25 protein-coding genes and 1 pseudogene are annotated in these 24,505 nt (G+C 55.0%); 13 read left to right on the forward strand and 13 right to left on the reverse strand.

The annotated features are described in order from the left end of the window. Positions 1-3 precede the first annotated feature (3 nt). The 5 genes and pseudogenes from MY069_RS00810 to MY069_RS00830 all read right to left on the reverse strand — a co-directional run bounded on the left by MY069_RS00810 (position 4) and on the right by MY069_RS00830 (position 5,350). Positions 4-567 carry a hypothetical protein gene (locus MY069_RS00810; protein ID WP_482796734.1) on the reverse strand — a complete coding sequence of 188 codons (564 nt, stop codon included), beginning with the start codon at positions 565-567 and terminating at the stop codon, positions 4-6. Positions 568-591: 24 nt separating this feature from the next. After that, positions 592-1,461, reverse strand: a pseudogene (locus tag MY069_RS00815) (Ppx/GppA phosphatase family protein); the annotation flags it as partial. Next, positions 1,458-3,629 (reverse strand): RNA degradosome polyphosphate kinase, encoded by a 2,172-nt coding sequence (locus tag MY069_RS00820; RefSeq protein WP_482795179.1) that lies wholly within the window; start codon positions 3,627-3,629, stop codon positions 1,458-1,460. The pseudogene MY069_RS00815 and the gene MY069_RS00820, both read right to left, overlap by 4 nt. A 29-nt stretch (positions 3,630-3,658) precedes the next feature. After that, positions 3,659-4,255, reverse strand: a complete 597-nt coding sequence (locus MY069_RS00825) for a hypothetical protein (RefSeq protein WP_482795180.1) — start codon at positions 4,253-4,255, stop codon at positions 3,659-3,661. A 69-nt stretch (positions 4,256-4,324) separates the two neighbouring features. Beyond that, the gene (locus MY069_RS00830) at positions 4,325-5,350 is read right to left on the reverse strand and encodes a hypothetical protein (RefSeq protein WP_482795181.1); all 1,026 of its coding nucleotides are present in this window, start codon (positions 5,348-5,350) and stop codon (positions 4,325-4,327) included. Positions 5,351-5,454: 104 nt separating this feature from the next. Here MY069_RS00830 and purM point away from each other — a divergent pair, with 104 nt between their 5' ends. Beyond that, positions 5,455-6,483, forward strand: a complete 1,029-nt coding sequence (gene purM / locus MY069_RS00835) for a phosphoribosylformylglycinamidine cyclo-ligase (RefSeq protein WP_482795182.1) — start codon at positions 5,455-5,457, stop codon at positions 6,481-6,483. Next, a complete protein-coding gene (gene purN / locus MY069_RS00840) occupies positions 6,480-7,070 on the forward strand; it encodes a phosphoribosylglycinamide formyltransferase (protein WP_482795183.1) in 591 nt (196 codons plus the stop codon). Before purM ends, purN begins: the two co-directional genes overlap by 4 nt. A gap of 77 nt (positions 7,071-7,147) precedes the next feature. On the opposite strand, the gene ndk is transcribed toward purN, so the two are convergent. Next, the gene (ndk, locus tag MY069_RS00845; protein ID WP_482795184.1) at positions 7,148-7,570 is read right to left on the reverse strand and encodes a nucleoside-diphosphate kinase; all 423 of its coding nucleotides are present in this window, start codon (positions 7,568-7,570) and stop codon (positions 7,148-7,150) included. A gap of 148 nt (positions 7,571-7,718) precedes the next feature. Between ndk and MY069_RS00850 the strand changes: the two genes are divergently transcribed. Continuing rightward, entirely contained in the window at positions 7,719-7,904 is a 186-nt protein-coding gene (locus MY069_RS00850; RefSeq protein ID WP_482795185.1) for a hypothetical protein, read from the forward strand. Position 7,905: 1 nt separating this feature from the next. On the opposite strand, the gene MY069_RS00855 is transcribed toward MY069_RS00850, so the two are convergent. Genes MY069_RS00855 through MY069_RS00865 form a run of 3 tightly spaced genes read right to left on the reverse strand, consistent with a single transcriptional unit; the run spans position 7,906 to position 10,518 of the window. Then, entirely contained in the window at positions 7,906-8,577 is a 672-nt protein-coding gene (locus tag MY069_RS00855) for a glutathione S-transferase (RefSeq protein WP_482795186.1), read from the reverse strand. Beyond that, a complete protein-coding gene (locus MY069_RS00860) occupies positions 8,578-9,048 on the reverse strand; it encodes a DNA polymerase III subunit chi (protein WP_482795187.1) in 471 nt (156 codons plus the stop codon). A 3-nt stretch (positions 9,049-9,051) separates the two neighbouring features. Beyond that, positions 9,052-10,518 (reverse strand): leucyl aminopeptidase, encoded by a 1,467-nt coding sequence (locus tag MY069_RS00865; protein WP_482795188.1) that lies wholly within the window; start codon positions 10,516-10,518, stop codon positions 9,052-9,054. Between the two features lie 96 nt (positions 10,519-10,614). Here MY069_RS00865 and MY069_RS00870 point away from each other — a divergent pair, with 96 nt between their 5' ends. The 3 genes from MY069_RS00870 (at position 10,615) to topA (ending at position 15,475) form a co-directional block, all read left to right on the forward strand. Then, positions 10,615-11,718 (forward strand): LptF/LptG family permease, encoded by a 1,104-nt coding sequence (locus MY069_RS00870; RefSeq protein ID WP_482795189.1) that lies wholly within the window; start codon positions 10,615-10,617, stop codon positions 11,716-11,718. Next, on the forward strand, positions 11,715-12,833 hold the full coding sequence (locus MY069_RS00875; RefSeq protein ID WP_482795190.1) for an LptF/LptG family permease: 1,119 nt from the start codon (positions 11,715-11,717) through the stop codon (positions 12,831-12,833). Before MY069_RS00870 ends, MY069_RS00875 begins: the two co-directional genes overlap by 4 nt. 77 nt (positions 12,834-12,910) lie before the next feature. After that, positions 12,911-15,475 carry a type I DNA topoisomerase gene (gene topA, locus MY069_RS00880; protein ID WP_482795191.1) on the forward strand — a complete coding sequence of 855 codons (2,565 nt, stop codon included), beginning with the start codon at positions 12,911-12,913 and terminating at the stop codon, positions 15,473-15,475. Between the two features lie 11 nt (positions 15,476-15,486). On the opposite strand, the gene MY069_RS00885 is transcribed toward topA, so the two are convergent. Then, entirely contained in the window at positions 15,487-16,923 is a 1,437-nt protein-coding gene (locus MY069_RS00885) for a type II secretion system protein GspD (RefSeq protein ID WP_482795192.1), read from the reverse strand. 113 nt (positions 16,924-17,036) lie between these two features. After that, the gene (locus MY069_RS00890; protein WP_482795193.1) at positions 17,037-17,585 is read right to left on the reverse strand and encodes a hypothetical protein; all 549 of its coding nucleotides are present in this window, start codon (positions 17,583-17,585) and stop codon (positions 17,037-17,039) included. A gap of 133 nt (positions 17,586-17,718) precedes the next feature. Here MY069_RS00890 and MY069_RS00895 point away from each other — a divergent pair, with 133 nt between their 5' ends. Together MY069_RS00895 and MY069_RS00900 are read left to right on the forward strand one after the other, a co-directional pair. Continuing rightward, on the forward strand, positions 17,719-17,943 hold the full coding sequence (locus MY069_RS00895) for a hypothetical protein (RefSeq protein ID WP_482795194.1): 225 nt from the start codon (positions 17,719-17,721) through the stop codon (positions 17,941-17,943). 15 nt (positions 17,944-17,958) lie between these two features. After that, positions 17,959-18,315, forward strand: coding sequence for a hypothetical protein (locus MY069_RS00900; RefSeq protein WP_482795195.1), 357 nt, complete (start codon positions 17,959-17,961; stop codon positions 18,313-18,315). A 15-nt stretch (positions 18,316-18,330) separates the two neighbouring features. On the opposite strand, the gene MY069_RS00905 is transcribed toward MY069_RS00900, so the two are convergent. Beyond that, the gene (locus MY069_RS00905) at positions 18,331-19,167 is read right to left on the reverse strand and encodes a helix-turn-helix domain-containing protein (RefSeq protein ID WP_482795196.1); all 837 of its coding nucleotides are present in this window, start codon (positions 19,165-19,167) and stop codon (positions 18,331-18,333) included. 289 nt (positions 19,168-19,456) lie between these two features. Between MY069_RS00905 and MY069_RS00910 the strand changes: the two genes are divergently transcribed. From MY069_RS00910 to rpmG, 5 genes are all read left to right on the forward strand, one after another. Next, positions 19,457-19,933: a GNAT family N-acetyltransferase gene (locus tag MY069_RS00910; protein ID WP_482795197.1), complete on the forward strand. Its 477-nt coding sequence runs from the start codon at positions 19,457-19,459 to the stop codon at positions 19,931-19,933. 24 nt (positions 19,934-19,957) lie between these two features. Then, complete coding sequence (locus MY069_RS00915; protein ID WP_482795198.1) at positions 19,958-20,713, forward strand: M23 family metallopeptidase; 756 nt, start codon at positions 19,958-19,960, stop codon at positions 20,711-20,713. A gap of 39 nt (positions 20,714-20,752) precedes the next feature. Continuing rightward, entirely contained in the window at positions 20,753-22,999 is a 2,247-nt protein-coding gene (gene rnr / locus MY069_RS00920; RefSeq protein WP_482795199.1) for a ribonuclease R, read from the forward strand. Further along, the gene (locus tag MY069_RS00925; protein ID WP_482795200.1) at positions 22,996-23,721 is read left to right on the forward strand and encodes an NUDIX hydrolase; all 726 of its coding nucleotides are present in this window, start codon (positions 22,996-22,998) and stop codon (positions 23,719-23,721) included. Before rnr ends, MY069_RS00925 begins: the two co-directional genes overlap by 4 nt. 84 nt (positions 23,722-23,805) lie before the next feature. Then, complete coding sequence (gene rpmG / locus MY069_RS00930) at positions 23,806-23,973, forward strand: 50S ribosomal protein L33 (RefSeq protein ID WP_070959537.1); 168 nt, start codon at positions 23,806-23,808, stop codon at positions 23,971-23,973. A gap of 53 nt (positions 23,974-24,026) precedes the next feature. Here rpmG and MY069_RS00935 read toward each other — a convergent pair whose 3' ends face one another. After that, the gene (locus MY069_RS00935; protein WP_482795201.1) at positions 24,027-24,419 is read right to left on the reverse strand and encodes a response regulator; all 393 of its coding nucleotides are present in this window, start codon (positions 24,417-24,419) and stop codon (positions 24,027-24,029) included. Positions 24,420-24,505: the final 86 nt, after the last annotated feature.

Below are 24,505 nucleotides of genomic sequence, written 5' to 3' on the forward strand. Positions count from 1 at the left end.
CGCTTACTCGACCAATAAACGTGGCTGCAATTGCATCAGCCCTGCCAGTTGCGCGAGACGGCGTTCAACTGTTTCGGACACAAGATCGCTGTATTTCTTATCAACAATCATGTGCAGAGACTGGTCTTTGATCGCTAGTTTCGCCGTCGCCAGAATGCTGCCTGAGCGGCCGGAATAAACACAACCCAAACGCATCGCTGTCCCGAGCACTTTCGCGCGGCGTTTTGCTGCGAGGCCAAGCAAGCGAGCATAGCGCGGGTCTTCAATGAATTTGAACGTATAACGTGAGGCGGCGGCATAGGCAGCGAACAGACGCTCAGAATGGCTCATTGATGGCACCGGCGCCCGCAGGACTTGCTCATAGACCAGTTGCGCCCGGTGATCAGGGTGCATACGCGCTCCTGCGTCCGCCATCGCGCAAACCGCCCGCAAGAGGGTCTCAGATTTCTTGAACTGTTTTGAGATGGGTTGGAGAAAACTAAAGAGCTCACGCCCAAAGTTCAGGCTTTGCGGCGTCGATCGCAGGAAGAGCGGCACGGCATCGAGCAGACCGCTCGCACCGTCCACTTTTATCCCGTCCGCTGCGACCCCGTCGCGAAGGCCAAAGGAAGAAATGGTGACCTTTTCGATATCGAGCCGTTCCATAAGCGTCTTGAGCAGTAGGGCCGCGTGCGGGAGTGTTTCGAACCGCCGTTTAGACACGCCCAGAAGCTGCTCACGGGTTAGCTTATCTGATTGCGAGAGTTCCGAGGCTTCGATGACATTCTCGACATCGGCCTGAGACATTTTGTAGCCATGCGCGACGCGCAGTGGATAGTCTCGCAGCATCATATGGACCGCGGCAACATTGCGCCAGGCGCCGCCTACCGCGAATAGATCCTGCCCAGAGGCACGTTTGACGAGGCTGCTGTCAGACAGGATTTTCCGCATCGCCTTGCGGCGTTTATCGAACGGGAGATCTGCATCCATAGCGCGTGCTAAGGGCCCTTAAAGAAAGGACTCGCCCACTGCATCGCGTTCGACGGGCCGAAGTTCCATGCTGGTGCCGCCGAGATCCGCAATCAGACCTTTTGGATTGATAAAACCTATAGACACGCCGAGAGCGGACAAACGGCCCTCATCCGCGCCGCTGAGCACCTGGATCGGCGCGCCAAGGATCTGTTCTGCGCGTTTCTTGAACTCAGGCCCATCAGAGGCTTCGCGTACGGCTGCAGTGGCGACGGCGCGAACGTTTTTGATGTTTAAGCTGGCGGTGATGGCTCGAAACCGGTGAAACGTTTGCAGCGCAAGTTCAGATCCGGTGGGGGAGAGCCGTCCCGTCTCTGATAAGTCCCGTCCAAGGCCGGCCATCGCCTTTTCATTGAAGTATGGGATAAGCGCGGCGCCTGATTGCTCGTAAATCACCATTCGACACGAGTTTGACCCGATATCGACGACTGCAATCTTTTCGGCGGACTTCATTTGGCTTTTCGCTCACGTTTTCGCGGCGCCAGGCGCGGGGGTTCGCTGACCACAAGCGCGCTTCCGCGTCCAGATAAGCTCGGATTGTCCATGAAATATTTGTGCGCGCTGAAGCCGCCATCGGACCCTTTATTGCTGATCCGCTTATAATTGCCATCTGCGCCCATATCCCAGCTCTGCGCGTCGTCGTTTAGATTGGCAACCATAATTTGATTGAGCACTTGGCGATGAACGGTTGGCACTTCGATCGGAACCAAAGCCTCAACTCGGCGTTTCAGATTACGGTCCATCCAGTCCGCCGAGGACATGTAGACTTTTGCCTGCTCTGACGGAAGCGTTTCCCCATTCGCAAAACAGACGATCCGAGAGTGTTCAAGGAAGCGGCCGACAAGACTTTTTACCTGGATCGTTTCGGATAGGCCCGGCACGCCGGGGCGAAGACAACAGATACCGCGAATGACCAGGCGGATCGGAACCCCAGCTTGGCTCGCTTTGTATAGGGCGTCGATGACGTCCTGATCGACGAGCGAGTTCATCTTGGCCCAGATGCCGCTCGGCTTGCCTGCTTTCGCCGCCTTCTCTTCTTTTTTGATCTGCTCGATCAAATAGGCTTCCATGGCGAACGGCGACATGATGATTTTTTCGAGCCCCGGCCCCACAGAGGGCGGCTCTTTATAAGCGGTGATATAGTTGAACAGACGCCCAGCATCCCGGCCCATGGCGGGATCAGCGGTGAACAGCGCCAAATCTGTATAAATCTTCGCCGTGATCGGGTGATAATTTCCGGTCCCGAAATGCGTATAGGTCCGCAGGCCGTCCTGCTCGCGCCGGATAATCAGCGAAACTTTTGCGTGGGTTTTGTAATCTATGAAGCCGTAAACAACCTGGACGCCCGCCCGCTCTAAATCCCGCGCGAGACGCAGATTGGTTTCCTCATCAAACCGGGCTTTGATTTCAACCAAAGCCGTAACGTTCTTGCCCTCTTCAGCCGCTTCGATCAGCGCCGCAACAATCGGCGAATTCAAAGTCGTGCGATACAGGGTTTGTTTGATCGCAATCACATCTGGGTCGCGCGCGGCTTGGCGGATAAATTGAACCACCACGTCGAACGATTCATAAGGATGATGAACCAAGATATCCTTGGCGCGGATCGCCTCGAAACAATCGCCGCCCATCTCTCGGATCCGCTCAGGGAAACGCGCTTCAAAAGGCTGAAACAGAAGTTCTGGTCGATCTTTCGCGATCAAGCCTGAAAGATCTTTCATGCCCAGCATGCCGTCAATCAGCGTGACATCCCGGCTTTCAGCCCCGATTTCCCGCGCAACGAAATTTCTCAGCGTTTCTGGACCGTCGGAATCAATGTGGATCCTGACGATCCGACCCCGGCGGCGTTGTTTAAGCAGAATCTCAAACTCAGCGATCAGGTCTTCGGCTTCTTCCTCAATCTCGATATCGCTATCGCGTACGATCCGAAAAACACAATGGCCTACGCCATCAAAGCCCGGGAATAACATGTCCTGAAAATGCGCGATGACACTTTCGAGCCGGACATAGCGCAACAGCCCGGATTTCTTGTCTGGCAAGCGAATGAACCGCGTTGAGAATGCCGGCATCGGCACAAGGCCAACCATAGACTCACCGGCGCCATCCTTCGGATTGAGCTGAAATGCGACCGCGAAGCCGAGATTAGGAATGAAGGGAAACGGATGCGCGGGATCAACCGCTTGTGGCGTGAGAATTGGGAAAATCTGGGTCTCGAACAGTTCCTTCAGCCAGGTCATGTCGGTGCGTTTCATATCGGAGATCGAGAGCACTTCGATTTGTTCATCATGAAGCTGAGACCTGAGCTCCGCCCAGCACGATTGTTGATCCTTGATCAGCCGCTTGATCGCTGCCTCAATATCGCGAACTTGCTCTGCCGGAGTACGGCCTTCGATGCTGAGCTTTTGGATACCCGCCCGTACCTGCTCCCGCAGCCCGGCATAGCGAACCATATAGAACTCATCGAGATTGTTCGCCGATATTGAAAGAAAACGTAGCCGCTCGAGCAAAGGATGCTGACCATTCTTTGCTTCTTCCAAAACGCGCTCATTGAATTTCAGCCAGGACAACTCCCGGTTGATGTAGCGCTCTGAGGCGGCCGTTGGCGCTTTGCTCGCAACACTCATGTGATCAACTCTTTCTGCGATGATGCAGTCTATTCTTCCCCGAGAATTTCGCGCGCCAACGGAATGGTAAGGGCGCGATCTCCACTCGCTCCTGCCAGAATCTCAGCGGATTGTTCGATTAGCGAGTAATCCAGGCCAATCCGCGTGACAAGATAGTCCTCTACGGTTTTTGGAAGGTCTAAATAGGTACGTGCAAATGCGCGCCGCAAACGGGCCCGCATAAGCTCTTCATCTGGGGCTGGAAGTTCGGCCAAAGGCGCCGCTTGGAGACGAGACCTGAGATCGGGAGACTGAATACGCCAAAGGCTCGGCACGCTGTGCGCTGCGAGCAAGATCCGCGTTTCATGACGTTTGATACTGCTCAGGGTCAGTAACAGAGTCTCCGCATTGGAGAGCGATTCGACATCATCGATGGCGAGGTCTTTGTCGGTCAAAGCCTCGATCTCGCCGATCCCGAGGTCTGAGAAGGCTTTGGCGCTAAGATAACGCGCCTCTCTCTCGTCCGCCCATGCTTGAGCAATTGTCGAAATCCCGCTGCCGACCGCGCCAATCAAACAAAAGGCATGATATGGCCATCGGTCGGGCTTTCGCAGCGCGGCGCAGATCGACCTGTTGGCAGGGGTCATCGCCATGCTCTCAAAACTGAGCCGCGCCTCCGGGTATTGAATTGGGATTTGCCTCGAAGGCGGCATACTTTACTGGCTTTCGATCAGGCGTCCGGGACTAATAGCGGAGGTCATAACCCATCCAATTGGGTCTGCATTGATCACCACGCCCCGATCGCGAAGGTCTTTCGTCAAGCGCTCACCATTGCCTGCAAACGCAAAAGCGACCACCGCACCATCTGTCGAGATCGCGCGGGTTTGGAAGTTCGAGACAAGCGGCGATTGCGCGAGCGCATTCCGAAGCGTGATCCATTCGGTTAGAGAAGTGTATTTGACGGTCGCTTCAATCAGGGTCCGTGACGTGTCGCGAACAATTGAGGTCTGTTTCCAATCATCATTCAATCGAAGAGCAACCGCATCAATAACACCTTGCAGGGTGGCCGCTCGGGTCGTGATCCCGATCCGACGCGGACCGGATGGCGTGACCGAGACCAAATCAACCCGATATCCGCCTGCTGATCCTCGCAAATCAGCGAAAATGGCGCGCTGAGCACCGTTGATCGCGACTTCAGTTTCCAATGTTTCCCAAGGCGTTTCCGATGAGTATCCAGTCGCGCGGCTGACGATGAGCGGCACCAGGCTGCCTTTGGGCGGGCCTTCCCAGGCCAGGTTCCAGGCTAGGTCCATACCGTTGGAGGCGGTGGTGAACAGAACTGCGCGCGGCGCCATACTGTCGGTGTAAGGCAGTCCGACTTGGCTCAACGCGGCGCGAACTTGCGCTGGATTATAGACCACAGCGAGTTGGCCGCGATAGCGCCCTGCCCCGGCAACTTCTTCTTCAACATCAACGGCCGCTGCGATCCGGTCGGCTAACGCTTGATCTATGATCAGATCTGTTGCGGCCTGACGGTCTTCCGGCAAAGTGAGTCGCTCGATTAGGCGGCGTGCCCCAATCAATTTAGCTGATGCAAAGGCCTTCATCTGTGCCTCGCCGACTGTTGGCGCGCGTTCGTCAACAGCGATGCCGTTAATTGTGTACGCATCTCGGCTTTGTGCCTGTGAGCCGAAGGCCCCGAAAGTGATCAGCGCGAACGCCAGGATGAGCAGACGAATCATAGTGTTGAGCCTCTTAACTTATCTTTTCTTACCAAGTGTCAGAGTGAACGTGAACCGTATATGCACGCTGGTCACCTGACAGCCTGCATGCTAACGCGCGCGCCATGAGCACGAACACATCTGATTCCCTGTCTTATCGCGATGCCGGTGTCGATATTGAGGCAGGCGAAGACTTAGTCAAAGCGATTGGCCCGCTCGCAAAAGCGACTAAACGCGCGGGGGTTATGGGCGGCCTGGGCGGCTTTGGCGCCCTGTTTGATCTTAAAAAAGACGGTTGGGATGACCCGGTTCTGGTGTCTGGTACCGATGGAGTCGGCACAAAATTGATGCTGGCCTTTGAAACCGGCATTCACGAAACGGTTGGCATAGACCTGGTTGCGATGTGCGCAAATGATGTGCTCGCGCAAGGTGCTGAACCCCTGTTTTTTCTCGATTATTTTGCCACCGGCAAGCTCGAGAACGGGATTGCTGAACAAGTGATTTCTGGCATCGCGGAAGGCTGCAAACAATCTGGCTGCGCGCTGATTGGCGGCGAAACAGCAGAAATGCCGGGCATGTACCCGCCAGGACATTATGATCTCGCTGGCTTTGTGGTCGGTGCGGTTGAACGCGCAAACATATTGCCGCGCCATGCGGATATGGCGGCTGGCGATGTCCTGATTGGTCTTTCGTCTAGCGGACCGCACTCGAATGGATATTCGCTTATCCGAAAAGTGGTCGAGCGCTCGGGGCTTTCTTACACCGACTCTGCACCATTCTCGAATGCGCAAGCCTTGGGAGAAGCGCTGCTGACGCCAACGCGCCTCTACGCAAAGCAGGTTCTGCCTTTGCTGAAGCAAGACCTGGTTCACGGACTTGCCCACATTACCGGTGGCGGGGTCACCGAAAACACGCCTCGCATGTGTCCGGATCATCTGGTCCCGCGTGTGGATCGCTCTGCCTGGCAACCACCCGCTGTCTTTGATTGGCTGCAAGATGTCGGCAAAACCAATGATGATGAAATGCACCGCACATTTAATATGGGGATTGGGATGATCTTAGCCGTCTCCCCCGACAAAGTGGACGCAGTCCTCTCTGAACTTCAAAAAATGGGCGAACCGGCGGTTGTCCTAGGTGATTTGGTAGACGCGTGACGCGCTTACGAACGGCCATCCTGATCTCGGGTCGCGGAACGAACATGTCGGCGATCTTGGAAGCTGCTAGCGCGGCGGACTACCCCATCTCACCAGTGATCGTACTCTCAAATCGGCCAGAGGCGGCAGGCTTAGAACACGCGTCTGAGGCCGGCACAAATACGATTGTGGTGGATCACAAAGCCTTCGGCAAAGATCGGGAAGCGTTTGAGCGCGCGATGCAAGCCACGCTGCTTGACCATAACGTCGAAATGATCATTCTCGCCGGTTTCATGCGCATTCTCACGCCATGGTTTGTCAACCTATGGTCAGGTCGAATGATCAATATCCACCCATCGCTGCTGCCAAAATATCCGGGTTTAAACACCCATCAGCGCGCGATTGATGCGGCTGATAAAGAGGCGGGCTGTTCTGTTCATTGGGTCACTGAAGGTGTCGACGAAGGAGACGTCATTGCCCAAGCGCGCGTCCCTGTTTTACCGGATGATACTGCCGATTCATTAGCGGCCAGAGTGCTGCCAGCGGAACATATGCTCTACCCCAAAGCTGCGGCAATCGCAGCCAGAGACATCTTAGCGCGCGGATAATCTCACGCCAAAATCGGGCACAAAAAAACGAGCTGCGGTGACACAGCTCGTCTCTTTATCTGTCTTCAATCAGACGCTTAGCCGACAATGTCAGCCTCGCTGAAGAATTGCGCGATCTCGAGAGCGGCATTCTCGTCGCTGTCTGAACCGTGCGCAGAATTTTCGCCGATAGATTTCGCGAAAAGCTTACGGATCGTGCCGTCTGCAGCTTCTTCAGGATTTGTCGCGCCCATGACATCACGATAGCGCGCAACAGCGTTCTCGCCTTCGAGGACCTGAACCACAACTGGCGCCGAGGTCATGAACTCAACCAGCTCACCAAAGAATGGGCGCTCTTTGTGAATGTCGTAGAAACGCTCAGCTTGCGCTTGGGTCATCTGAATGCGGCGCTGAGCCACGACGCGAAGACCACCCTCTTCGATCACTTTATTGATCGCTCCGGTGAGATTGCGCGCAGTCGCGTCAGGCTTGATGATCGAAAATGTGCGAGTGCCAGCCATGCCGGGCTCCTGTAATATTTATATGAAGGTTTGGCGCGCCTATAACGACGCAATGTGTCCCCGGCAACCGCTGGACGCAGGATGCCATCAATTCTTCATAACTGGATGTAAGTCTGTTAAATTCGAGCCGGACAAGAGGAGGCTTTCTATGGCCGGAACACTACGAATGATGCTTGCTATCGCTGCAGTGATCGCTGCCGGTTACGGGATTTACTTTTTGTGGACCGGATCACTGCCGGACCACACGCTCAAAGTTGTCGGCAGCTATGGGATTTTGACGCTTATCGTCTTTGTCATCACGCTGATCACCAAACCCGCTGGTGAGAAGCACTAGCCTATTCGCGGACCCAAGCGCGCGCAGGTCCGAGATACCCCATTTCTATTTCCCACGGCTCGGCCTCGGCTTGTGCGCGAAGATTTTGTAACAGCTTGTGCTCCCACACAGCGTCAGAATAATCGGCAAGCGCCCCCTCTAGCGCATAACCGTAGGTTCGAAATCGCGTTACCACAGGTGCATAAAAGGCGTCTGCCGCACTCCAAGCGCCGAATAGGAAGTCCCCGGCTCCATGGTGCTCCGCTCTGAGCGTCGCCCAAATCGTTTTAACGCGCTCAATATCTGTCTCCAGATCACCTTCAATCGCAGGCGTTTCATGTCGTGACCGGATATCGACGGGCATTTGACTGCGCAGGCCGGTGAAACTCGAGTGCATTTCAGCGCAGACTGATCGCGCGACGGCACGGCGGTTTTCGTCTTCTGGCCAGACACGCCCTGGCGCAGCTTTTTCCGCGATCCATTCAGCGATGGCGAGGCTGTCGCGAATGATCAGAGCGCCGGAGCGCAAGACCGGCACTGTGTGCGAGCCCGTCTCCTTGATCAATGTCTCCCGCGTTTCCGCAAAGCCCAGAGGCACAATGCGTTCCGGAATGTCCAAGCCGCTTCCTCGCACCACCAAAGCCGCTCGAATGGACCAAGACGAGTAGTTCATATTCCCGAGAATGAGTTCCATTTAGGTTCCAGCTTCCTTCCAGCCACGTCCACCTTGTTGAAAATAACGCGCGACTAAGCCGGCATCTTTGGCGGCTTTGAACTGTTCACGGGCCTTTTGACGGGTCGCACCGTCGCCATCGTCAAACATCACCATGCAGCGCTCAAAGGCGGCATCGACTGGCAAGTCTACGCCATCCATGAGAAGCGCTACGGCGGCTTGGTTGTGATTGTCAGTGTCTTTCGTGATGAGGATAGGCTGCTTGCCAGCTTCAAGCCCTTCTGCTTCGGCTTGGCCGTGGGGCAGGAAGCTTTGATCATCATAGGTCCAAAGCGCCTCATCCAGGGCGGCCCGTCGCGCAGCCTCAGGACTAACGGCCAGCACCCGCCAGCCGCGTTCTAGACATTTCTCAAGCAAAGGCCCCACTGCCCGTTCCAGCGTGGTGCGCTGAAGATGGTAGAACCACCATTCTGGCTTTGGGGCCTCGCTCATAGATTATCCTTCGTGATTATCAGCGATCCAACGATCAAGCAGGCGCGGTCCGAACCCACTCGCCCAGCTTGGATCGGTTGGCGCTTTTTCGCCCTCAACCCAGGCGACGCCAGCGATGTCCAAGTGCGCCCACGTTTGACCTTCATTGATGAAACGCTGAAGGAATTGCGCGGCGGTGATCGAACCTGCTGCACGTCCGCCAATATTACGCATGTCGGCAAATTTGGACTTGAGCTGTTTGTCATATTCCGGCCCGAGCGGCATCCGCCAAACGCGCTCGCCTTCGGCAAGCCCAGCAGATGTTAGTTGGTCAGCCAAATCGTCATTATTGGTGAACATGCCCGCATGATGATGCCCCAGGCCAATGACGATCGCGCCAGTTAGCGTGGCGAGATCAACGATTGTCGAAGGCTTATAGTGTTCTTGTGTGTACCAAAGCACATCGCAGAGAACCAAACGTCCTTCGGCGTCCGTATTTTGAACTTCGATGGTCTGGCCAGATGCGGACTTTAGAATGTCGCCGGGCCGGATCGCATCGCCATCTGGCATATTCTCTACCAGGCCCACCAAGCCGACCACATTCGCTTTGGCTTTGCGTTTCGCCAGCGCCAGCATTGTGCCGACCACAGCTGCTGAGCCGCCCATATCGCCGCGCATGTCTTCCATGCCTGCGCCAGGCTTGAGCGAAATGCCGCCAGTGTCAAAACAAACACCTTTACCGACCAGCGCGACTGGTGCTTCGCCAGCTTTGCCGCCCATCCATTTCATAATCCCGAGCTTTGATTCTTTAACACTGCCTTGGCCGACGCCGAGCATCGAATTCATACCAAGTTTCGCGAGTTCTTTCTCACCGAGAATTTCGATTTCGAGACCATGCTCAGCGAGTTCTTCGATCTTTTTGGCATAACTGCCTGGATAGAGATCATTTGGCGGCAGGTTGACCAGGTCGCGCGCCAGATAGGTGCCATCTGCACCGGCATCGAGCGGTTTGAATGCGGCTTTCGCAGCTTTGGTGTCTGTTGTGACAATTGAAACGGTCGCCAATGTCGGCTTGTCTTCTTCTTTCAACTTGGTGCGATAATCATCGAATCGATAGGCCGCGAGCTTTGCACCCAGAGCGATGCGCGCCCCTGCGTCTGGATCGTCGACGGTGAGGGCGAGCGTTTTAAACCCGCTATTGGCTTGGGCTTTATAGACCCGCGCGCCAATCCGCTCGAGGCTGCGATCTGAGCGGGCTTTGGCTTTGCCGCCGCCGACCAAGAGCGCGCGTTTGGCTGCGCTACCCTTTGGCAGAACAACAATCGCTTGCTGTCCTTCTTTGCCTTCAAAGCGGCCAGACTTCATGGCTTCTGTAATCAGACCGCCTGATTCCGCGTCCAGCGCTTCTGCAGCTTGCGGCAATTTTCCGCCCTGATCGACGAGGAATCCGTGGATGTCACCTTTTGCGGCATCTGTGAATGTAATTTTCATGCAACAACTCCGTTTGAGCCGCAAAGTAAGCATCGACGCGCCGCGTGCAACTCGCTAGTCAGGAAAAACAGACAGGAAAACAAACAAAAAACACCCATGAACCAAGTCCAGCGCTATCTCTTCAATCGCGTTTTGCGATCTGTGCTGATAATTGTGGGCGGTCTCACCGTTCTTGCAATCTTGGCTCAAGGCCTGTCTCAAACCGAAATTATTGTCGACAATCGCCAAGGTGCGCTGACCTTTTTCAAAATCGTCGCCCTGGGCGTTCCGCAAATCGTCGCTTTGCTCACACCGATGGCGATGTTCGTAGCGACGATTTGGGCGCTCAATCGATTGCATCGGGACAGCGAAATCGTTGTCGCCCAAGCAGCTGGGATGACGCGTTGGCAGGTGGCCTCGCCAATCATCCGGCTCTCGGTTCTCGGCGCTGTCGTGCATTTGGGGGTCAATCTTTGGATCCAACCCTCAGCTCAACGCGAAATGCGCGAAACAATTAGCGAAGCCCGCGCCGATCTCGCTTCGTCGCTGGTGCGTCCGGGACAGTTTACAACGCCAGATGCCAATCTCACTGTGTTCGCGCGAGAGCAAGAAGGCGCCGACCTGATTGGCGTGCAAATCGCCGAGCGCGTGGGGCAACCCGATGCCCGAGACTATTTGGCGGAACGTGGCCGGTTTATCGAAATTGACGGCCAGCCCGCCATTGTCATGTTCAATGTGCAGATTCACTTTTTCGATGAAAATGGGATCTTGAATATCCTCTATTCCGACCAATCCACCTTTGATCTCACCCCGTTCACGCGGGAGGATGGGAAACTGGTCTTAAAGGCCTCAGACCGATTCTTGCACGAACTCCTATTCATTGATCGCTCAAGTTATAATGAGCGCCGAAACGAAGTGGAATTCCTCGCCGAGGCAAATTCGAGATTGTCCTCACCTCTGATCAGTATCGCTATGGCCTTATTGGCGGCACTCGCGGTGATGGGCGGTAATTTTAGTCGTCGCGGGTATTCGAGACGGATTGTCATCGCATCAGGCGGAGCGCTGCTATTGATCATCGTGCAACTCTCCGTCCAGTCGCAAAGCGGCAGTGACGCGATGATGAATATTGGCCAATGGATCGTGCCAATCGCGGCAATCGGCGGGCTTTCCTATGTGCTCTTCGTCAGCGGCAATCGGATCAAAGGAGCCCCGAAAACGTGACGGGCTCGATGATCCAACGCTATGTTTTTATGCGCTGCCTGATGGCGCTCGGGCTGGTGATCGGGATCTTCGCGATTACCATTATGCTCGTCGATGTGGTTGAACAGTTACGGACAGTAGGCGGCGATATAGATCTCTCGCCCCTGACAGCGGTTCAATTGTCTTTGATGAAATTGCCGGGCCTTCTGGAAGAGACTCTGGCCTTTGCGGTCCTGGTTGCGGCGATGATTGCGTACAATCAGCTCTCGAAAAGTTCGGAACTCTCCGTCATCCGCGCTACCGGGCAATCGGCTTGGCAATTCCTGGCGCCAGTCATGGTCATGGCAGCGGGTCTCGGCCTATTCGCAATGATGGTGCTCAATCCTCTCGGCGCTCACTTGTCTGAACGGTTCGAAACAACCCGCGCCAATTTATTGCAAGCGGGCGGGCAAGTGGTCGAGCGGCAGCGGTCAGACGTTTGGCTGCGTCAAGGCACCGATGATAGCCAAATCGTCATCCATGCTGCGACGGTCGACAGCACTGGCCAGGTGTTCACCAAGGTTCGATTTTTGGAGGAAGGCCGCATTTATGAAGGCGCGCGGCCTACCTCAAGATTTCGGTTCACGCGCCGCATCGATGCTGACACCGCACGTATATCAGGAGGCTTCTGGCAGCTTTCCAATCTGATCGAGAACACACCAGGCAACCCGCCGCAAGAACTTGCCAGCTTAGCGATTGAGACCGATCTTGATCCCAATACGCTACTCTCTCGCTTCACGTCCCCGGATACGATCGGGTTTTGGGGTCTACCCTCGTTTATCAGTCAAACGAGCCGCGCCGGGCTGGATACGTCCCGGTTCTCGATGCGCTGGTTCGGGCTTACATCGCTTCCTGTCCTGTACACAGCGATGGCTCTCATCGGCGCGATTGTCTGCCTGCGGCTCTCTCGGTTGGGTGGCACCAGCCGCTTGATCGCGGTGGGCGCAGGGGCGGCTGTGGCGCTGTTCTTTGTCACCCAAATCGCCTCGAGCTTCGGCTCGTCGGGCGCGATCCCAGCGCTGATCGCGGCCTGGTCCCCTGCCCTCTGCGCGCTTTTCATTTCGCTGACAGTTTTGGCCTATCAAGAAGACGGTTAATCATTTCCCGGCTTGACAGCGGGCGCGGCCCCAACCACTTTCCGGCGCCTTGAAGCCCAGTCTGGAGCCATCCTTCCATGAATGTAGTCGTTGTTGAGTCCCCCGCCAAAGCGAAGACAATCAACAAGTATCTCGGGAAAGACTATAAAGTGCTCGCCTCTTATGGGCACATCCGAGACTTGCCATCGAAAGACGGTTCTGTTGATCCAGACAATGATTTCGAGATGATCTGGCAAGCTGACTCTAAGAGTCAGGCCCGCATTCGCGAAATCGCTGAGGCGGTAAAAGCTGGCGGCAAACTGATCCTCGCGACCGACCCGGACCGCGAAGGGGAAGCGATCTCTTGGCACCTGCTCGACGCGCTAAAAAAGCGCCGGGCAATCAAGAAAGACACGCCGATTGAGCGGGTCGTGTTCAACGCGATTACAAAGTCTGCTGTTACAACCGCGATGGAAAATCCACGTGAGATCGACCAAGAACTAGTCGACGCCTATCTGGCCCGTCGCGCGCTCGATTATCTGGTTGGGTTTAATCTCTCGCCGGTGCTTTGGCGGAAGCTGCCTGGGTCGCGCTCCGCGGGTCGTGTTCAATCCGTCGCCCTGCGTATCGTGGTCGACCGTGAGCTCGAAATCGAACGATTCAAGCCAGAAGAATATTGGACAATCGGCACAAAGCTCCGTGCGCCTGATGGAACAGATTTCGAAGCCCGCTTGCATGCATTGAATGGCAAAACGCTGAAAAAGTTTGACCTGCCAGATGCCGCAGCAGCGCAATCTGCGCTCGAGGCGGTTAAGCTTGGCGGGTATTCGGTTGAGACCGTTGAAGCAAAGCCGGTGAAGCGCAACCCGCCGCCGCCTTTTATTACCTCTACGCTGCAGCAGGATGCCTCCCGCAAGCTCGGCTTCTCAGCCAAGCGGACCATGCAAGCGGCGCAAAAACTCTACGAAGAAGGCCGCATCACCTATATGCGGACCGACGGCGTCAACATGGCTGAAGAGGCCTATCATGCCGCGCGGGAACATATTCAAGGCAATTATGGCGCGCAGTATTTGCCTGAGAAGCCGCGCCGTTATTCTTCGAAGCAAAAAAACGCTCAGGAAGCGCACGAAGCGATCCGCCCAACCGATTTCAGCCTCCGCCCAGACGATTACAAACAGTCCGACGGCGATTTGTGGAAGCTCTACGCGCTGATCTGGCGCCGCGCTGTAGCTTCACAAATGGAACCGGCAAAGTTTGAGCGCACTACGATTGACCTGCTCAATAAAGACAAAACGGCAACCCTGCGCGCGACGGGCCAGGTTCTGATCTTTGACGGCTTTATCAAGCTCTATACAGAAGGCCGGGACGATACTGATAAGGATGAGGACGCTGAAGCGCGTCTGCCGAAAGTCTCAGAAGGCGATCACGCTGACCTGCTTGAAGCCAAGTCTGAGCAACATTTCACCAACCCGCCGCCGCGTTATACTGAGGCTTCGCTCGTCAAAAAACTTGAAGAGCTCGGGATTGGGCGCCCCTCCACCTATGCCTCGACCATGTCGACCCTCGTGGATCGCGATTATGTCCGGATCGAGAAGAAACAGCTGATTCCCGAAGACAAAGGGATCCTGGTAACGTCGTTCCTCGAGAACTTTTTCCAGCGCTATGTCCAATACGATTATACCGCCAATCTCGAAGAGAAGCTCGACATCATCTCTGATGGAAAGCTCGATTGGAAAGCCTTCCTGCGTGAGTTCTGGACCCAGTTTACCGCGTCAATTGATGAGACCAAAGACTTGCGCGTTTCAGCAGTTCTGGACGTCCTTAATGAGACGCTCGGCTCTCACGTCTTCCCGCCGGTCGACGAGAATGGCAATATCAAAGAAAAGCCGCGCGAATGTCCGCTTTGCAAGGTCGGTGAGTTGAGCTTGAAGCTCGGTCGCCATGGCGCTTTTGTCGGCTGTTCCAACTATCCCGAATGTAAATTCACACGACCCTTCTCAACCCAAGAAGAGGCTGAGAATGCGATCAATCCGGACGGCGAGGAAGTTGCGGTTCACCCCGATACGGGTCAACCAATCATGCTCAAATCCGGCCGGTTCGGACCATACCTTGAAATGGATATCGGCGAAGACAAGCCGAAACGCTCAAGCCTGCCAAAGGGCTGGTCGCCGCAAGAGCTGGATGCCGACAAAGCAATCATGCTGATCAGCTTGCCGCGCGAAGTCGGGAAACACCCTGAAGACGAAGAGCCGATCCTGGCGAACCTTGGTCGTTATGGCCCTTATGTGCAGCACCAACGGACATTTGCGAACCTGTCGAGCGTCGAAGAGATGTTCACGATCGGTCTCAACCGAGCCGTGTCACTGATCGCGGATAAGCGCGCTGGCGGTGGCCGCGGTGGTCGCGGGGCAGCGAAAGTGTTGAAAGATCTTGGCGCGCACCCCTCAAGCGGGGATCCGGTGCAAGTCTTGGACGGCCGCTACGGGCCTTACATCAAGCACCAGAAGACCAATGCCACGCTGCCTAAGGATATGGAGCCTGCCAGTATCAATATTGATCAGGCGCTTGAACTCTTAGCGGCAAAAGAAGCTAAAGGCGGCAAGAAGAAGCGTACGACCAAGAAAAAAGCGCCCGCGAAAAAGAAAGCGGCAGCGAAGAAATAGTCTGAGGCGGGCTAATCCGCCCGGCCGCCTTTTTCGAGGCTGACCAATTTTGAGATATTGGGATCCGGCGTGCCCTGCAGCGGTAAAGGCGTTTCCATGCCCGGGATCCAGATATAAGGCGTCACATAGACGACCAATTGCGTGCGCGTTTCGAGCGCGCTCTGGTCACTCGCAAAAGCATTCAATATCGGTACATGACGAAGCCATGGAATGCCTGACTTGGCAGATATTCGATAGCGAGAATTCAAACCGCCAATCATGATGGTTTGCCCTGACCCAACAATCATCGAGGTGGAGGCCGCATTACGTTGTTTGGTCAGCAATACTTCCCCGGCCGTGGCCCCAAATCGCGAATCTTCGAGCGTGAGATCGACGCGGATTGAATTGTCCGCCATGACCGCTGGCGTGATCTCCATTGAGATCCCAGCCGTGATTGAGTCTGTGCTGACCACGGACGTGTCCGCCGTGCTGACTCGCACGAATTGATCATCGACGATCGCGATGCTTGCGGTCTGCATGCTTCGGGTCGCAATATATGGTCGGGCGAGGACTTGCGCTGCATTGCGCGCCGCTAGGAAGTCAATCGTGGCGGTGACTTGTGCTGAATCAGAGGCCAAGTCTGAAAAAGTCGCTACGATATTGCCGCCGGTTTGCCCGGGGATGAGACTGGCAATGCTGAACTTTCCGCTGGCAGCGTCTTCGAAGTTTAAGCCGAGTGATTCAACCGTCGATGTATTGATATCGACCACAAGGGCTTCGATGATCACATGCGCCACCGGACGGTCAGCTTGGGCGATGATGTTTAGGGCCTGGGCGACTTCTGTCGCGGGGCCCGCGAGGAAAACAGAATTTGTCTCTTCCACGCTGCTGGCGGCGAGACCCTCTTCGTCAGAAAACTCGGCATAGGGGAATAATTCAGAGATGAGTTCGACGACATCGGCGGAGGCGAGATGCTTCACCGCCACTTCGCGGCTGATGAAGCCATTAATCGGTGTCAGACTGTCCCCAGTCGTATCGATGCCTAGGCCTGTCTGGAAGGTCAGCACGCCGTTCACATCCTCAGCAAATACACCAGATGAGGCCAAGAGAGCGTTCATACCGTCAATCAGCGGCACATTCGAAAAGCGCGCCGAGACGCTGCCATTCAAGGATACCGCTTCCGAGGCATATTGAATGAGCGGGCTTTCAAGAATTTCGGTGAGCACCGCCCTTAAATCCGCTTGGACCAGATCAACCGATAGAAGAACCTCGGTGCCCGCCGCATTCGTGGTGACGTCCAGGCGTTGAATGGACTGTACTTTTTGCAGCTCCTGAGCCGCGGCGCTTCGTTCTGACTGCGCACGATAGGCGTCTAAAAGCGCGTTTTGGTCGCCGCGACCTTGCAGATTAGGGTCGGCAATACAGCTTGCGAGGGCGAAGACAAATGAAGCTGGGAGCCAATGCGTCATTCCTCTACGTCGCTCATGACGAGCCAATCGCTTGCTGTCAGTCATAACCAAATGCCGACCCCTCTCAAAGTTAGTGCTTTACGCTTAAACCGGACGCAATTGCGGCGGCCGCTCTAAAAGCCTGCACTGCTTTGCTTGCCGCACTTGTGACCGTTTTTATCGATGGGAACGCCATCAGAATTGGTCGACACTTTTTCGTTCAACGCCGCGACTTCATTGCCCTTCCAGCTATTAGACGACGATGTCCCCTTCACTACGGTCACGATCGAACATCCGGGGGTCAAGTAAAGGTTCTGGTCCTTGCTGTTTCCGCTGTGGATTTTGAGCTTCAGCTTATAGGCGCAGGCTGCAGGCACGATGAATCTATCATACTTGTTCTGCAAGAGGTCAGAATCGAGTTTCTTGTTGACCTCAGAACATTTAGGATGGGTGGCGTCGCCGCCTGGCTGCGAATCGCGGGCACTAACTGAGACCCAATCGACGGAAAACGAACCAGCATTCCCCATAATGATAACGCCGCAAACGGCATTCGCACCTTCGCATGATGAGTGGACATATTCTTTGTTCACGCTCGACGCATTGGCAGGAGCAATCGAAGTGACGCCGGCAATCATCGCGCCCGAAAGAAGAACGAAGCCGGCTTTTTGGAAAATCCTAGGCATAGTAATCCCTTGTGTCTTGTCCCCATGGGTTTTCGATAAAACACGATCGGTAAGGTATCGACTGTCACATTGGACAGTTTGCGAACGGACAAAAAATCGCTTGCCTTATTGCGTTTCGGACAAGGAGATTCTCATGGCTCGATCCCCTCTCAAACAGGCGTTGTTGGGCAAAACCATATTGCTGGGTCTGGCTGCTCTAACGCTCACCGCTCCTGCTGCCATGGCCGAAGCCTCCATTTTCGAGCTGCGCATCACCAATGATACAAACACAGACCTCACCTTTCGGCTTCAGGACGGTCACTCCAAGCATGCTCGGCTGACTTATAATAAGAAATCAGTGAATTCTCACACGATCTAAGCTGGCACCTATGATGTGGTCGGGGTGCAAGCGACCGGTGCGAAATGTGACCCCAAATGCGGCGTTTGCACGCCGACTATTGGCAAGGTCTACGCCTGGTACAAAGACAGCTCGGGCGAGGAAGTCCGCAATAATTATTATAAAGCGACGGTGGAGTTTTTTGAATATTGCGGCGTTGCCGGCACCAAACCAATCACGACCTATACCTCAAACTGGGCGTTTGATCATGGCGGCGGTAAGGGCACCAATCACTATAAACACATCGATAAATCCACGCATAACAGCTACACCAAGAGCGATCCCGCCCAGGGCCTGACCGTCGATGGCAACCACATTAGCGGGCACGCGACCATCGTGTACTCAGAAAAATAGGTCTCGACGAACGCCTCAGGCAAACAAGTTGAGAGGTCCCCGACAGGCTGTGTAGATCGACCGTCTGGGATCACTCGGATCGAAACCATACCGCAAGGCCGCTGCGACCACCGCTTGCATCGTTGTACTCACCCCCAACCGATCACGTGCATTGGTGACGTGAAAGCGAAGCGTGCGCTCCGATATGCCGAGAATGCAGGCGGCCTCGGAAATGGTTTTCCCGACCGCTAACCATTGCAAACACTCGATCTCGCGACTGGAAAGTGCGCTGTTCAATGCTACCTGATCTGGCGCAGTTCCGATCGTCGGTGATTGACTGCGCAAATAGCGGTATGCCGCCACAAATGTGTCGAAGATCAGGCTCGCTGTCTCGTTGCGCTGCGGGCAAATCGGCTGGCGAGTCCTCGCTGTGAGGAGAAGTACGCGATCCCGCTCCGAAGAGACGGCTTGGGACAGGCAATCGACCCATGGCGGGTTTTGGTAATTGGAAATCGCGCCAAGCAATTCCGAGCAGATCGGGGTTTCGAATGCCGCCGCCGAATAAACGTCATCTTGTGCAATTTGCCAGGCCAAGAAATTCCGTATGGAGGTTGGGTCGGCTTCAAGCGCGGTCTCCCATATTTGAACGAGATCCGATCTTAAACGTTCGGCATCGTCTCCTAAACTGTCTTCAAAATTATCCCACACAGGAGATAGGTTTTCGCGCATCGCCTGAACAGGGCCAGGTGCAGGACGCCAATCGAGCGAGACATGCTCAAATCCTGCTTTCGTAAACAGCCCCCCTGCTTGCGCGAGGAGATCATTTAATTGTTTGCATCGATATAGCTTTAACAGCTCTAGATTTAAATTCATACGCCAGGTCCGATAGGTTTTTTTGTCAAAACCCCTCTTCATTTTCCCGTCGATCAATTTGTCCCCGCGCTCCATATTGAGCGACGGTTTATAACGCAGACTTAGTAAAATGGTGCCCTTCTTCTTTGCAACGATGGGATGAGTATAGAACAGATTCGATTTATAATTACATAATGCATTTCTGTATTCGCGTGCTATTTAAAACATTGAACGAGTTAAATCCTTTCGCATCAAGGTATTTCGCGATTAAAACTAGACGAGTTGGCGGTCTGAGATTTAAGCTCTTAAGATGAGTGATGAGATCCTGATACGCCCTGCCACTCCACGCGATCTGCCGACACTGCTACGGTTTGAGCAAGGTATCGTCACGGCCGAACGGCCTTATGATCACACCCTAAAGCCCGATCCGATCAGCTATTATGATGTCGGTGCGATGATTGAAGCGCCAGACTGCGAAGTCGCAGTTGCGGAGGTAGATGGACAGTTAATCGGCTCGGGATATGCCGCAAAGAAGGCCTCCCGGCATTACGTTCATCCGCCATTCCATGCCTATATCGGGTTTCTCTATGTTGAACCCGACTTTCGCGGACGAGGCGTGAACAAGAAAGTGCTGGACCACTTATTCGCCTGGGCGAAGGCGAATGATCTCCCAGAGATCCATCTGACCGTTTATCCCGATAATGATGCGGCCGTTCGGGCTTATGAGAAAGCTGGATTTGACCGTTACATACTCGAGATGAGGCTGAATCTCGATGAGAAAACCTAGACCCCGGGGCGGATGAGGCATGTCATGGCGCTTAAGAGTGTAATCGGAAACTGGATTTTGGTTGGCGCAGTGGCAATCGCGTTTTTCTTTCTGCCAAAGCTTCTCAAGTCCGAAAAAGAAACAGAAACAGATGCCAGCGGCACCGAGGAAGCGTCCACCGATCAACAAGCCCCGCTGATCGAAGGTCCGCTCGAGATTAGGCTTCCAGACATCGACGTCGCGCAAGACCCGCCCGCACCTGAAACCGACCTCCCCTTCCCCGATACGCTTTCCATTTGCGCCTTAATGTCCGTATCTCACGCGCCGAACACGAATGAGGGCCTTGAGATCACCGGGTATCGTCAATTCATCTCCGTAAATGGGGTCAATGTTGCGATGGCCCCGATTGAAAAGGGCTGTTTCTCATCCGGCTTCGGGCTGCGAGGCGAAAGAATTCATAAAGGCGTCGACTTCCACCATCGAAACGCGGTCGAGATTTATGCTGCCGCTGATGGAGTTGTTCGCGAGAAAGAATATCGCGATGACTATGGTAATATGATCGTGCTGGAGCACGAATCTGGCGTGTTTACGCGCTATGCCCATCTTGAGCGCTTCAGCGCTGGTATCGCTATAGGTGACGAACTCAGCGTCGGAGCCCCTCTCGGAATAATGGGAAATACCGCTTCGTACCGCATCCCTCGGCACCTCCATTATGAAGTGCTGGTCGGAGAATGGACGCAGCCGGCGGGATCGTTTGCGTTGACGCCGTTTAATCTGTTTGCGCGCCTGTCTGAAAATTAGCACGAGCCAAGCGCCGCAACTTCCTGTATGGCGCGCGCAATGAGCTTTCCAGATCGAGATACCGTCCTCGCGTTTCTTAAAAACAACCCGGACGCCACCACCAAACAAGAAATCGCACGCGGCCTTAAAGTCAAAGGGCGTGAACGCCAGACTCTACGCGCCATTCTCAAAGAGTTAGAAGCCGATGGCACGCTGACCAAGACAGGTCGCCGGGCTTGGGCACAATCTGATACACCGCCGCCGACCTCTGTCATTCGGTTTGAAGGAACAGACGAGAATGGTGAACTGATCGCGCGCGCCTTTGGCAAGCAAGGCGCTTATGGTCCACAATTGCTCTATGACGGCTATTCGGGCAAATCTCGCGGCCCAGCGCCAGGGGTCGGTGATCGCGGTCTCGCGCGCCTGAAAGAGACCGATGGCGTCTGGACTGCGCGTCTGATGAAACTGTTTGAAACGCGCGACGAAGAACGGCCAGTCACCGGCGTCTATATTCGCACCGATCGCGGCGGCCGAGTCAAACCTGCGAGCCGTAAGATCAAACACGAGCTGCACATTCGCGAGGCCGACCGAAACGGCGCCGAAGATGGCGATCTGGTTATGGCGACCCCATTCCCACAACGCGGCTATGGCCCGGTGCGGGCTGAAATCGCACAAATCCTCGGGCGCCGAGAAGATCCGCGCGCGGCCTCTATTATCTCAATCGCGGCCTATGATATTCCCACCGACTTTCCAGAGGCCGTGCTGGAACAGGCCCAATCCGCAAAACCGGCGGACGTAGAACGCACCGACCTGCGCGAGACGCCCCTGATCACAATCGACCCCGCCGATGCGCGGGATCATGATGATGCGGTCTATGCCGAAGCGCTGGAGGAGGGATACCGCGTGATTGTCGCCATCGCAGATGTCGCGGCCTTTGTGACGCCTGGCAGCGCACTCGATCAAGAAGCGTTGAAACGCGGCAATTCAACCTATTTCCCGGATCGGGTCGTACCAATGCTTCCGTTTGAGCTCAGCGCCGATGCCTGTTCTTTGAAAGAGGGACAAGATCGCCAATGTATGGCGGTCGAGATCGAGTTCGATAAATCGGGCACCAAACGCAAACACCGCTTCTTGCGCGCTGTAATGCGGTCGGCCGGGGCGCTCTCGTATGAAGAGGCGCAACAAGCGATTGATGGAAATCCGAGTGATCGAGCTGCAACGCTCTTGGACACCGTGCTCAAACCACTCTGGGCGGCTTATGAGGCGGTCTCGAAGGCGCGGATGCGGCGCGCGCCGCTTGAACTGGATCTGCCCGAACGCAAAGTCGAAATCGCAACAGATGGTACAGTTGCGGGGATTCGGACAAAAGAACGGTTTGATGCGCATAAACTGATCGAAGAGTTTATGATCCAAGCCAATGTTTGTGCGGCCGAAGAACTCGAGACCCGAAACACACCCCTGCTTTATCGCGTCCATGATGCGCCTTCAGATGCGAAGATTGCAGCTTTGGCGGAGTTCTTGAAGACCATCGATGTGAAGTGGCCCTTAGGTGAAAAGACCCAGACCAATCGCTTCAATCGCCTGCTTTCTGATTTTGCTGAAACCGATCAAGCGGAAGCAGTGTCTGAGATCATTTTACGCACGCAGAGCCAAGCCATTTACAGCCCCGAAAATATCGGTCATTTCGGGCTCAACTTGAAAAAGTATGCGCACTTTACCAGCCCGATCCGGCGCTATAGCGACCTGATTGTGCATCGAGCTCTGATAAAGGCGTTGAAATTTGGACCTGACGGACTGGATGAGAAACAAGCGGTCCAGCTAGACGAAACTGCCGAACACTTGGTCCAAACCGAACGCCGCTCCATGGCTGCAGAGCGCGACGCGACGGACCGATATCTTGCCCATTACCTCGCTGACCGAGTCGGCGCGGAGTTTCCTGGACGGATTACCGGCGTCACTGCATCGGGCCTCTTCATCCGACTGGAAGAAACCGGCGCCGACGGCTTCTGTCCCGCCTCCAGGATCTCTGACGAATATTGGGGCTATCGCGAGGCCGCCCAAGCACTTATCGGCGACCAATCCGGCAAACGCTATGAGTTGGGCCAGTCTGTCACTGTGCGACTGCGCGAAGTGACACCACTTGAGGGCGGCTTGCTCGTCGAACTGACATCCGACCCAAAGCCCCGTAAACCAGGCGAGAAATTACAGCCTCGGACGCGGGGGAAGCGCTTTGATCGCAGTAAAAGCTCTGGCAACAAGAACCGGGGACGCGGAAAATCAGGCGGAAAAGGCAAAAAACGGCGATGAGTAAACCTGACCTAGGCACGGCTTATGACCGCGAAGATGCCGGCGAAGTCATTCTAGAAAACAAGCCGAGCCCTCGCCCGAAGGATGCCGCGACGCTGATCCTCGTCCGCCGCGACCAAACTCAACCGCGCGTGTTGATGGGTAAGCGATCCGGTCGCCATGACTTTATGCCCGACAAATATGTCTTTCCAGGCGGGAGGGTTGATCCTCAAGATGGACGTGTCGTCAGTTATAGCGAACTGCAAGATCTTGAAGCTGCGCGCCTCCAATACCAAGCCCGCCGCCTTCCGCGTGCTTTCGCCCTGACCGCCATTCGCGAAACGTTCGAAGAAACAGGCCTTTTGCTGGGTCGGCAAGCTGAAATGCCGAGCAAAGCGCCACAAGGGTGGCAACCTTTATATGATATGGATATCGCGCCTTGTTTGGAGCATTTACGCTTCATCGGCCGGGCTGTGACACCGCCGTATCGCCCGAAGCGGTTTGATGCCCGCTTCTTCATGGCAGAAGCCGAAAAAATTCTGATCGACGACCGCCCGCCGCTCGACGGCGCCGAACTGCATGATCTGCAATGGGTCTCGCTGCGCGACGCCTTGGCGCTCGATCTACCGAATGTGACCCGATTTATGCTTGGTGAAATCGAAGAACGGCTCGCCAAAAAAGACGAATTGGGACCACCATTTTTGAGGTGGACGCGGTCTGGTCACTCAGCCGACCGAATTTGATGCGAGAGAGCGGTTGACTTCAGCCTCACAACCCATCATTAGACGCGTTTTCGAGTTTCAGCCCTAAATTAAAGGCGCACCGTTATGGCCAAACCGGCAACGATTAAAATTCGCCTGAATTCAACTGCAGGCACCGGGTTCTTCTACGTCACGAAAAAGAACCCACGCAACATGACCGAGAAAATGGTCAAGCGGAAGTATGATCCGATTGCGAAAAAGCATGTCGAGTTCAAAGAAGGTAAGATCAAATAAGATCTCTACGCCTTGAATAGATTACGAAAAACCGAGCCACGTGCTCGGTTTTTTTATGCCGCAGCTTGGCTGGACACGAGTTCGTCAACGGTTTTCAGGAATGAGCGCACTTGGATGGGTTTCGAGAGATAGCCCTCACACCCCGCTTCCCGGACCAGCATTTCATCTGTCCGCATGGCAAACGCAGTGACAGCTAGGACAGGGATGCCAGAGGTCCGCTCATCGTCTTTCAGCCAGCGTGTAATATCGAGGCCTGAAACCTCAGGTAGCTGGATATCCATGACGATCAGATCCGGTTTCTCTTCGAGCGCGATGCCGACAGCTTTCGCGCCGTCCACACATTGCAACGTCTCGTAGCCACTCGCCTCCAGCAAGTCGCTGAACAGGCGCATGTTCAACGCATTGTCTTCGACAATCAGGACTTTGCGAGAGATCGGCTCTGCCATGCGCTCGGTTCCGAATCATACAAGGCGTTCATTTGCCCCGCTTGCTTGTAACAATAGCTTCGTTAACGATTCTTTTCCAATTGCTC

The organism is Hyphomonas sp. ske169 (assembly GCF_056850855.1).

Excerpts from the sequence above, each read along its gene's own strand:
- ndk (WP_482795184.1), bottom strand. The coding sequence starts at position 7,570 with ATGGCTGGCACTCGCACATTTTCGATCATCAAGCCTGACGCGACTGCG.
- MY069_RS00855 (WP_482795186.1), bottom strand. The coding sequence starts at position 8,577 with ATGGAACTCATTCTCGGGAATATGAACTACTCGTCTTGGTCCATTCGA.
- MY069_RS00865 (WP_482795188.1), bottom strand. The coding sequence starts at position 10,518 with ATGAAAATTACATTCACAGATGCCGCAAAAGGTGACATCCACGGATTC.
- MY069_RS00885 (WP_482795192.1), bottom strand. The coding sequence starts at position 16,923 with ATGACGCATTGGCTCCCAGCTTCATTTGTCTTCGCCCTCGCAAGCTGT.
- MY069_RS00825 (WP_482795180.1), bottom strand. The coding sequence starts at position 4,255 with ATGACCCCTGCCAACAGGTCGATCTGCGCCGCGCTGCGAAAGCCCGAC.
- MY069_RS00910 (WP_482795197.1), top strand. The coding sequence starts at position 19,457 with ATGAGTGATGAGATCCTGATACGCCCTGCCACTCCACGCGATCTGCCG.
- MY069_RS00905 (WP_482795196.1), bottom strand. The coding sequence starts at position 19,167 with ATGAATTTAAATCTAGAGCTGTTAAAGCTATATCGATGCAAACAATTA.
- MY069_RS00870 (WP_482795189.1), top strand. The coding sequence starts at position 10,615 with ATGAACCAAGTCCAGCGCTATCTCTTCAATCGCGTTTTGCGATCTGTG.
- rnr (WP_482795199.1), top strand. The coding sequence starts at position 20,753 with ATGAGCTTTCCAGATCGAGATACCGTCCTCGCGTTTCTTAAAAACAAC.
- rpmG (WP_070959537.1), top strand. The coding sequence starts at position 23,806 with ATGGCCAAACCGGCAACGATTAAAATTCGCCTGAATTCAACTGCAGGC.
- MY069_RS00830 (WP_482795181.1), bottom strand. The coding sequence starts at position 5,350 with ATGATTCGTCTGCTCATCCTGGCGTTCGCGCTGATCACTTTCGGGGCC.
- MY069_RS00850 (WP_482795185.1), top strand. The coding sequence starts at position 7,719 with ATGGCCGGAACACTACGAATGATGCTTGCTATCGCTGCAGTGATCGCT.
- MY069_RS00915 (WP_482795198.1), top strand. The coding sequence starts at position 19,958 with ATGGCGCTTAAGAGTGTAATCGGAAACTGGATTTTGGTTGGCGCAGTG.
- MY069_RS00925 (WP_482795200.1), top strand. The coding sequence starts at position 22,996 with ATGAGTAAACCTGACCTAGGCACGGCTTATGACCGCGAAGATGCCGGC.
- purM (WP_482795182.1), top strand. The coding sequence starts at position 5,455 with ATGAGCACGAACACATCTGATTCCCTGTCTTATCGCGATGCCGGTGTC.
- MY069_RS00895 (WP_482795194.1), top strand. The coding sequence starts at position 17,719 with ATGGCTCGATCCCCTCTCAAACAGGCGTTGTTGGGCAAAACCATATTG.
- MY069_RS00935 (WP_482795201.1), bottom strand. The coding sequence starts at position 24,419 with ATGGCAGAGCCGATCTCTCGCAAAGTCCTGATTGTCGAAGACAATGCG.
- MY069_RS00890 (WP_482795193.1), bottom strand. The coding sequence starts at position 17,585 with ATGCCTAGGATTTTCCAAAAAGCCGGCTTCGTTCTTCTTTCGGGCGCG.
- topA (WP_482795191.1), top strand. The coding sequence starts at position 12,911 with ATGAATGTAGTCGTTGTTGAGTCCCCCGCCAAAGCGAAGACAATCAAC.
- MY069_RS00860 (WP_482795187.1), bottom strand. The coding sequence starts at position 9,048 with ATGAGCGAGGCCCCAAAGCCAGAATGGTGGTTCTACCATCTTCAGCGC.
- MY069_RS00820 (WP_482795179.1), bottom strand. The coding sequence starts at position 3,629 with ATGAGTGTTGCGAGCAAAGCGCCAACGGCCGCCTCAGAGCGCTACATC.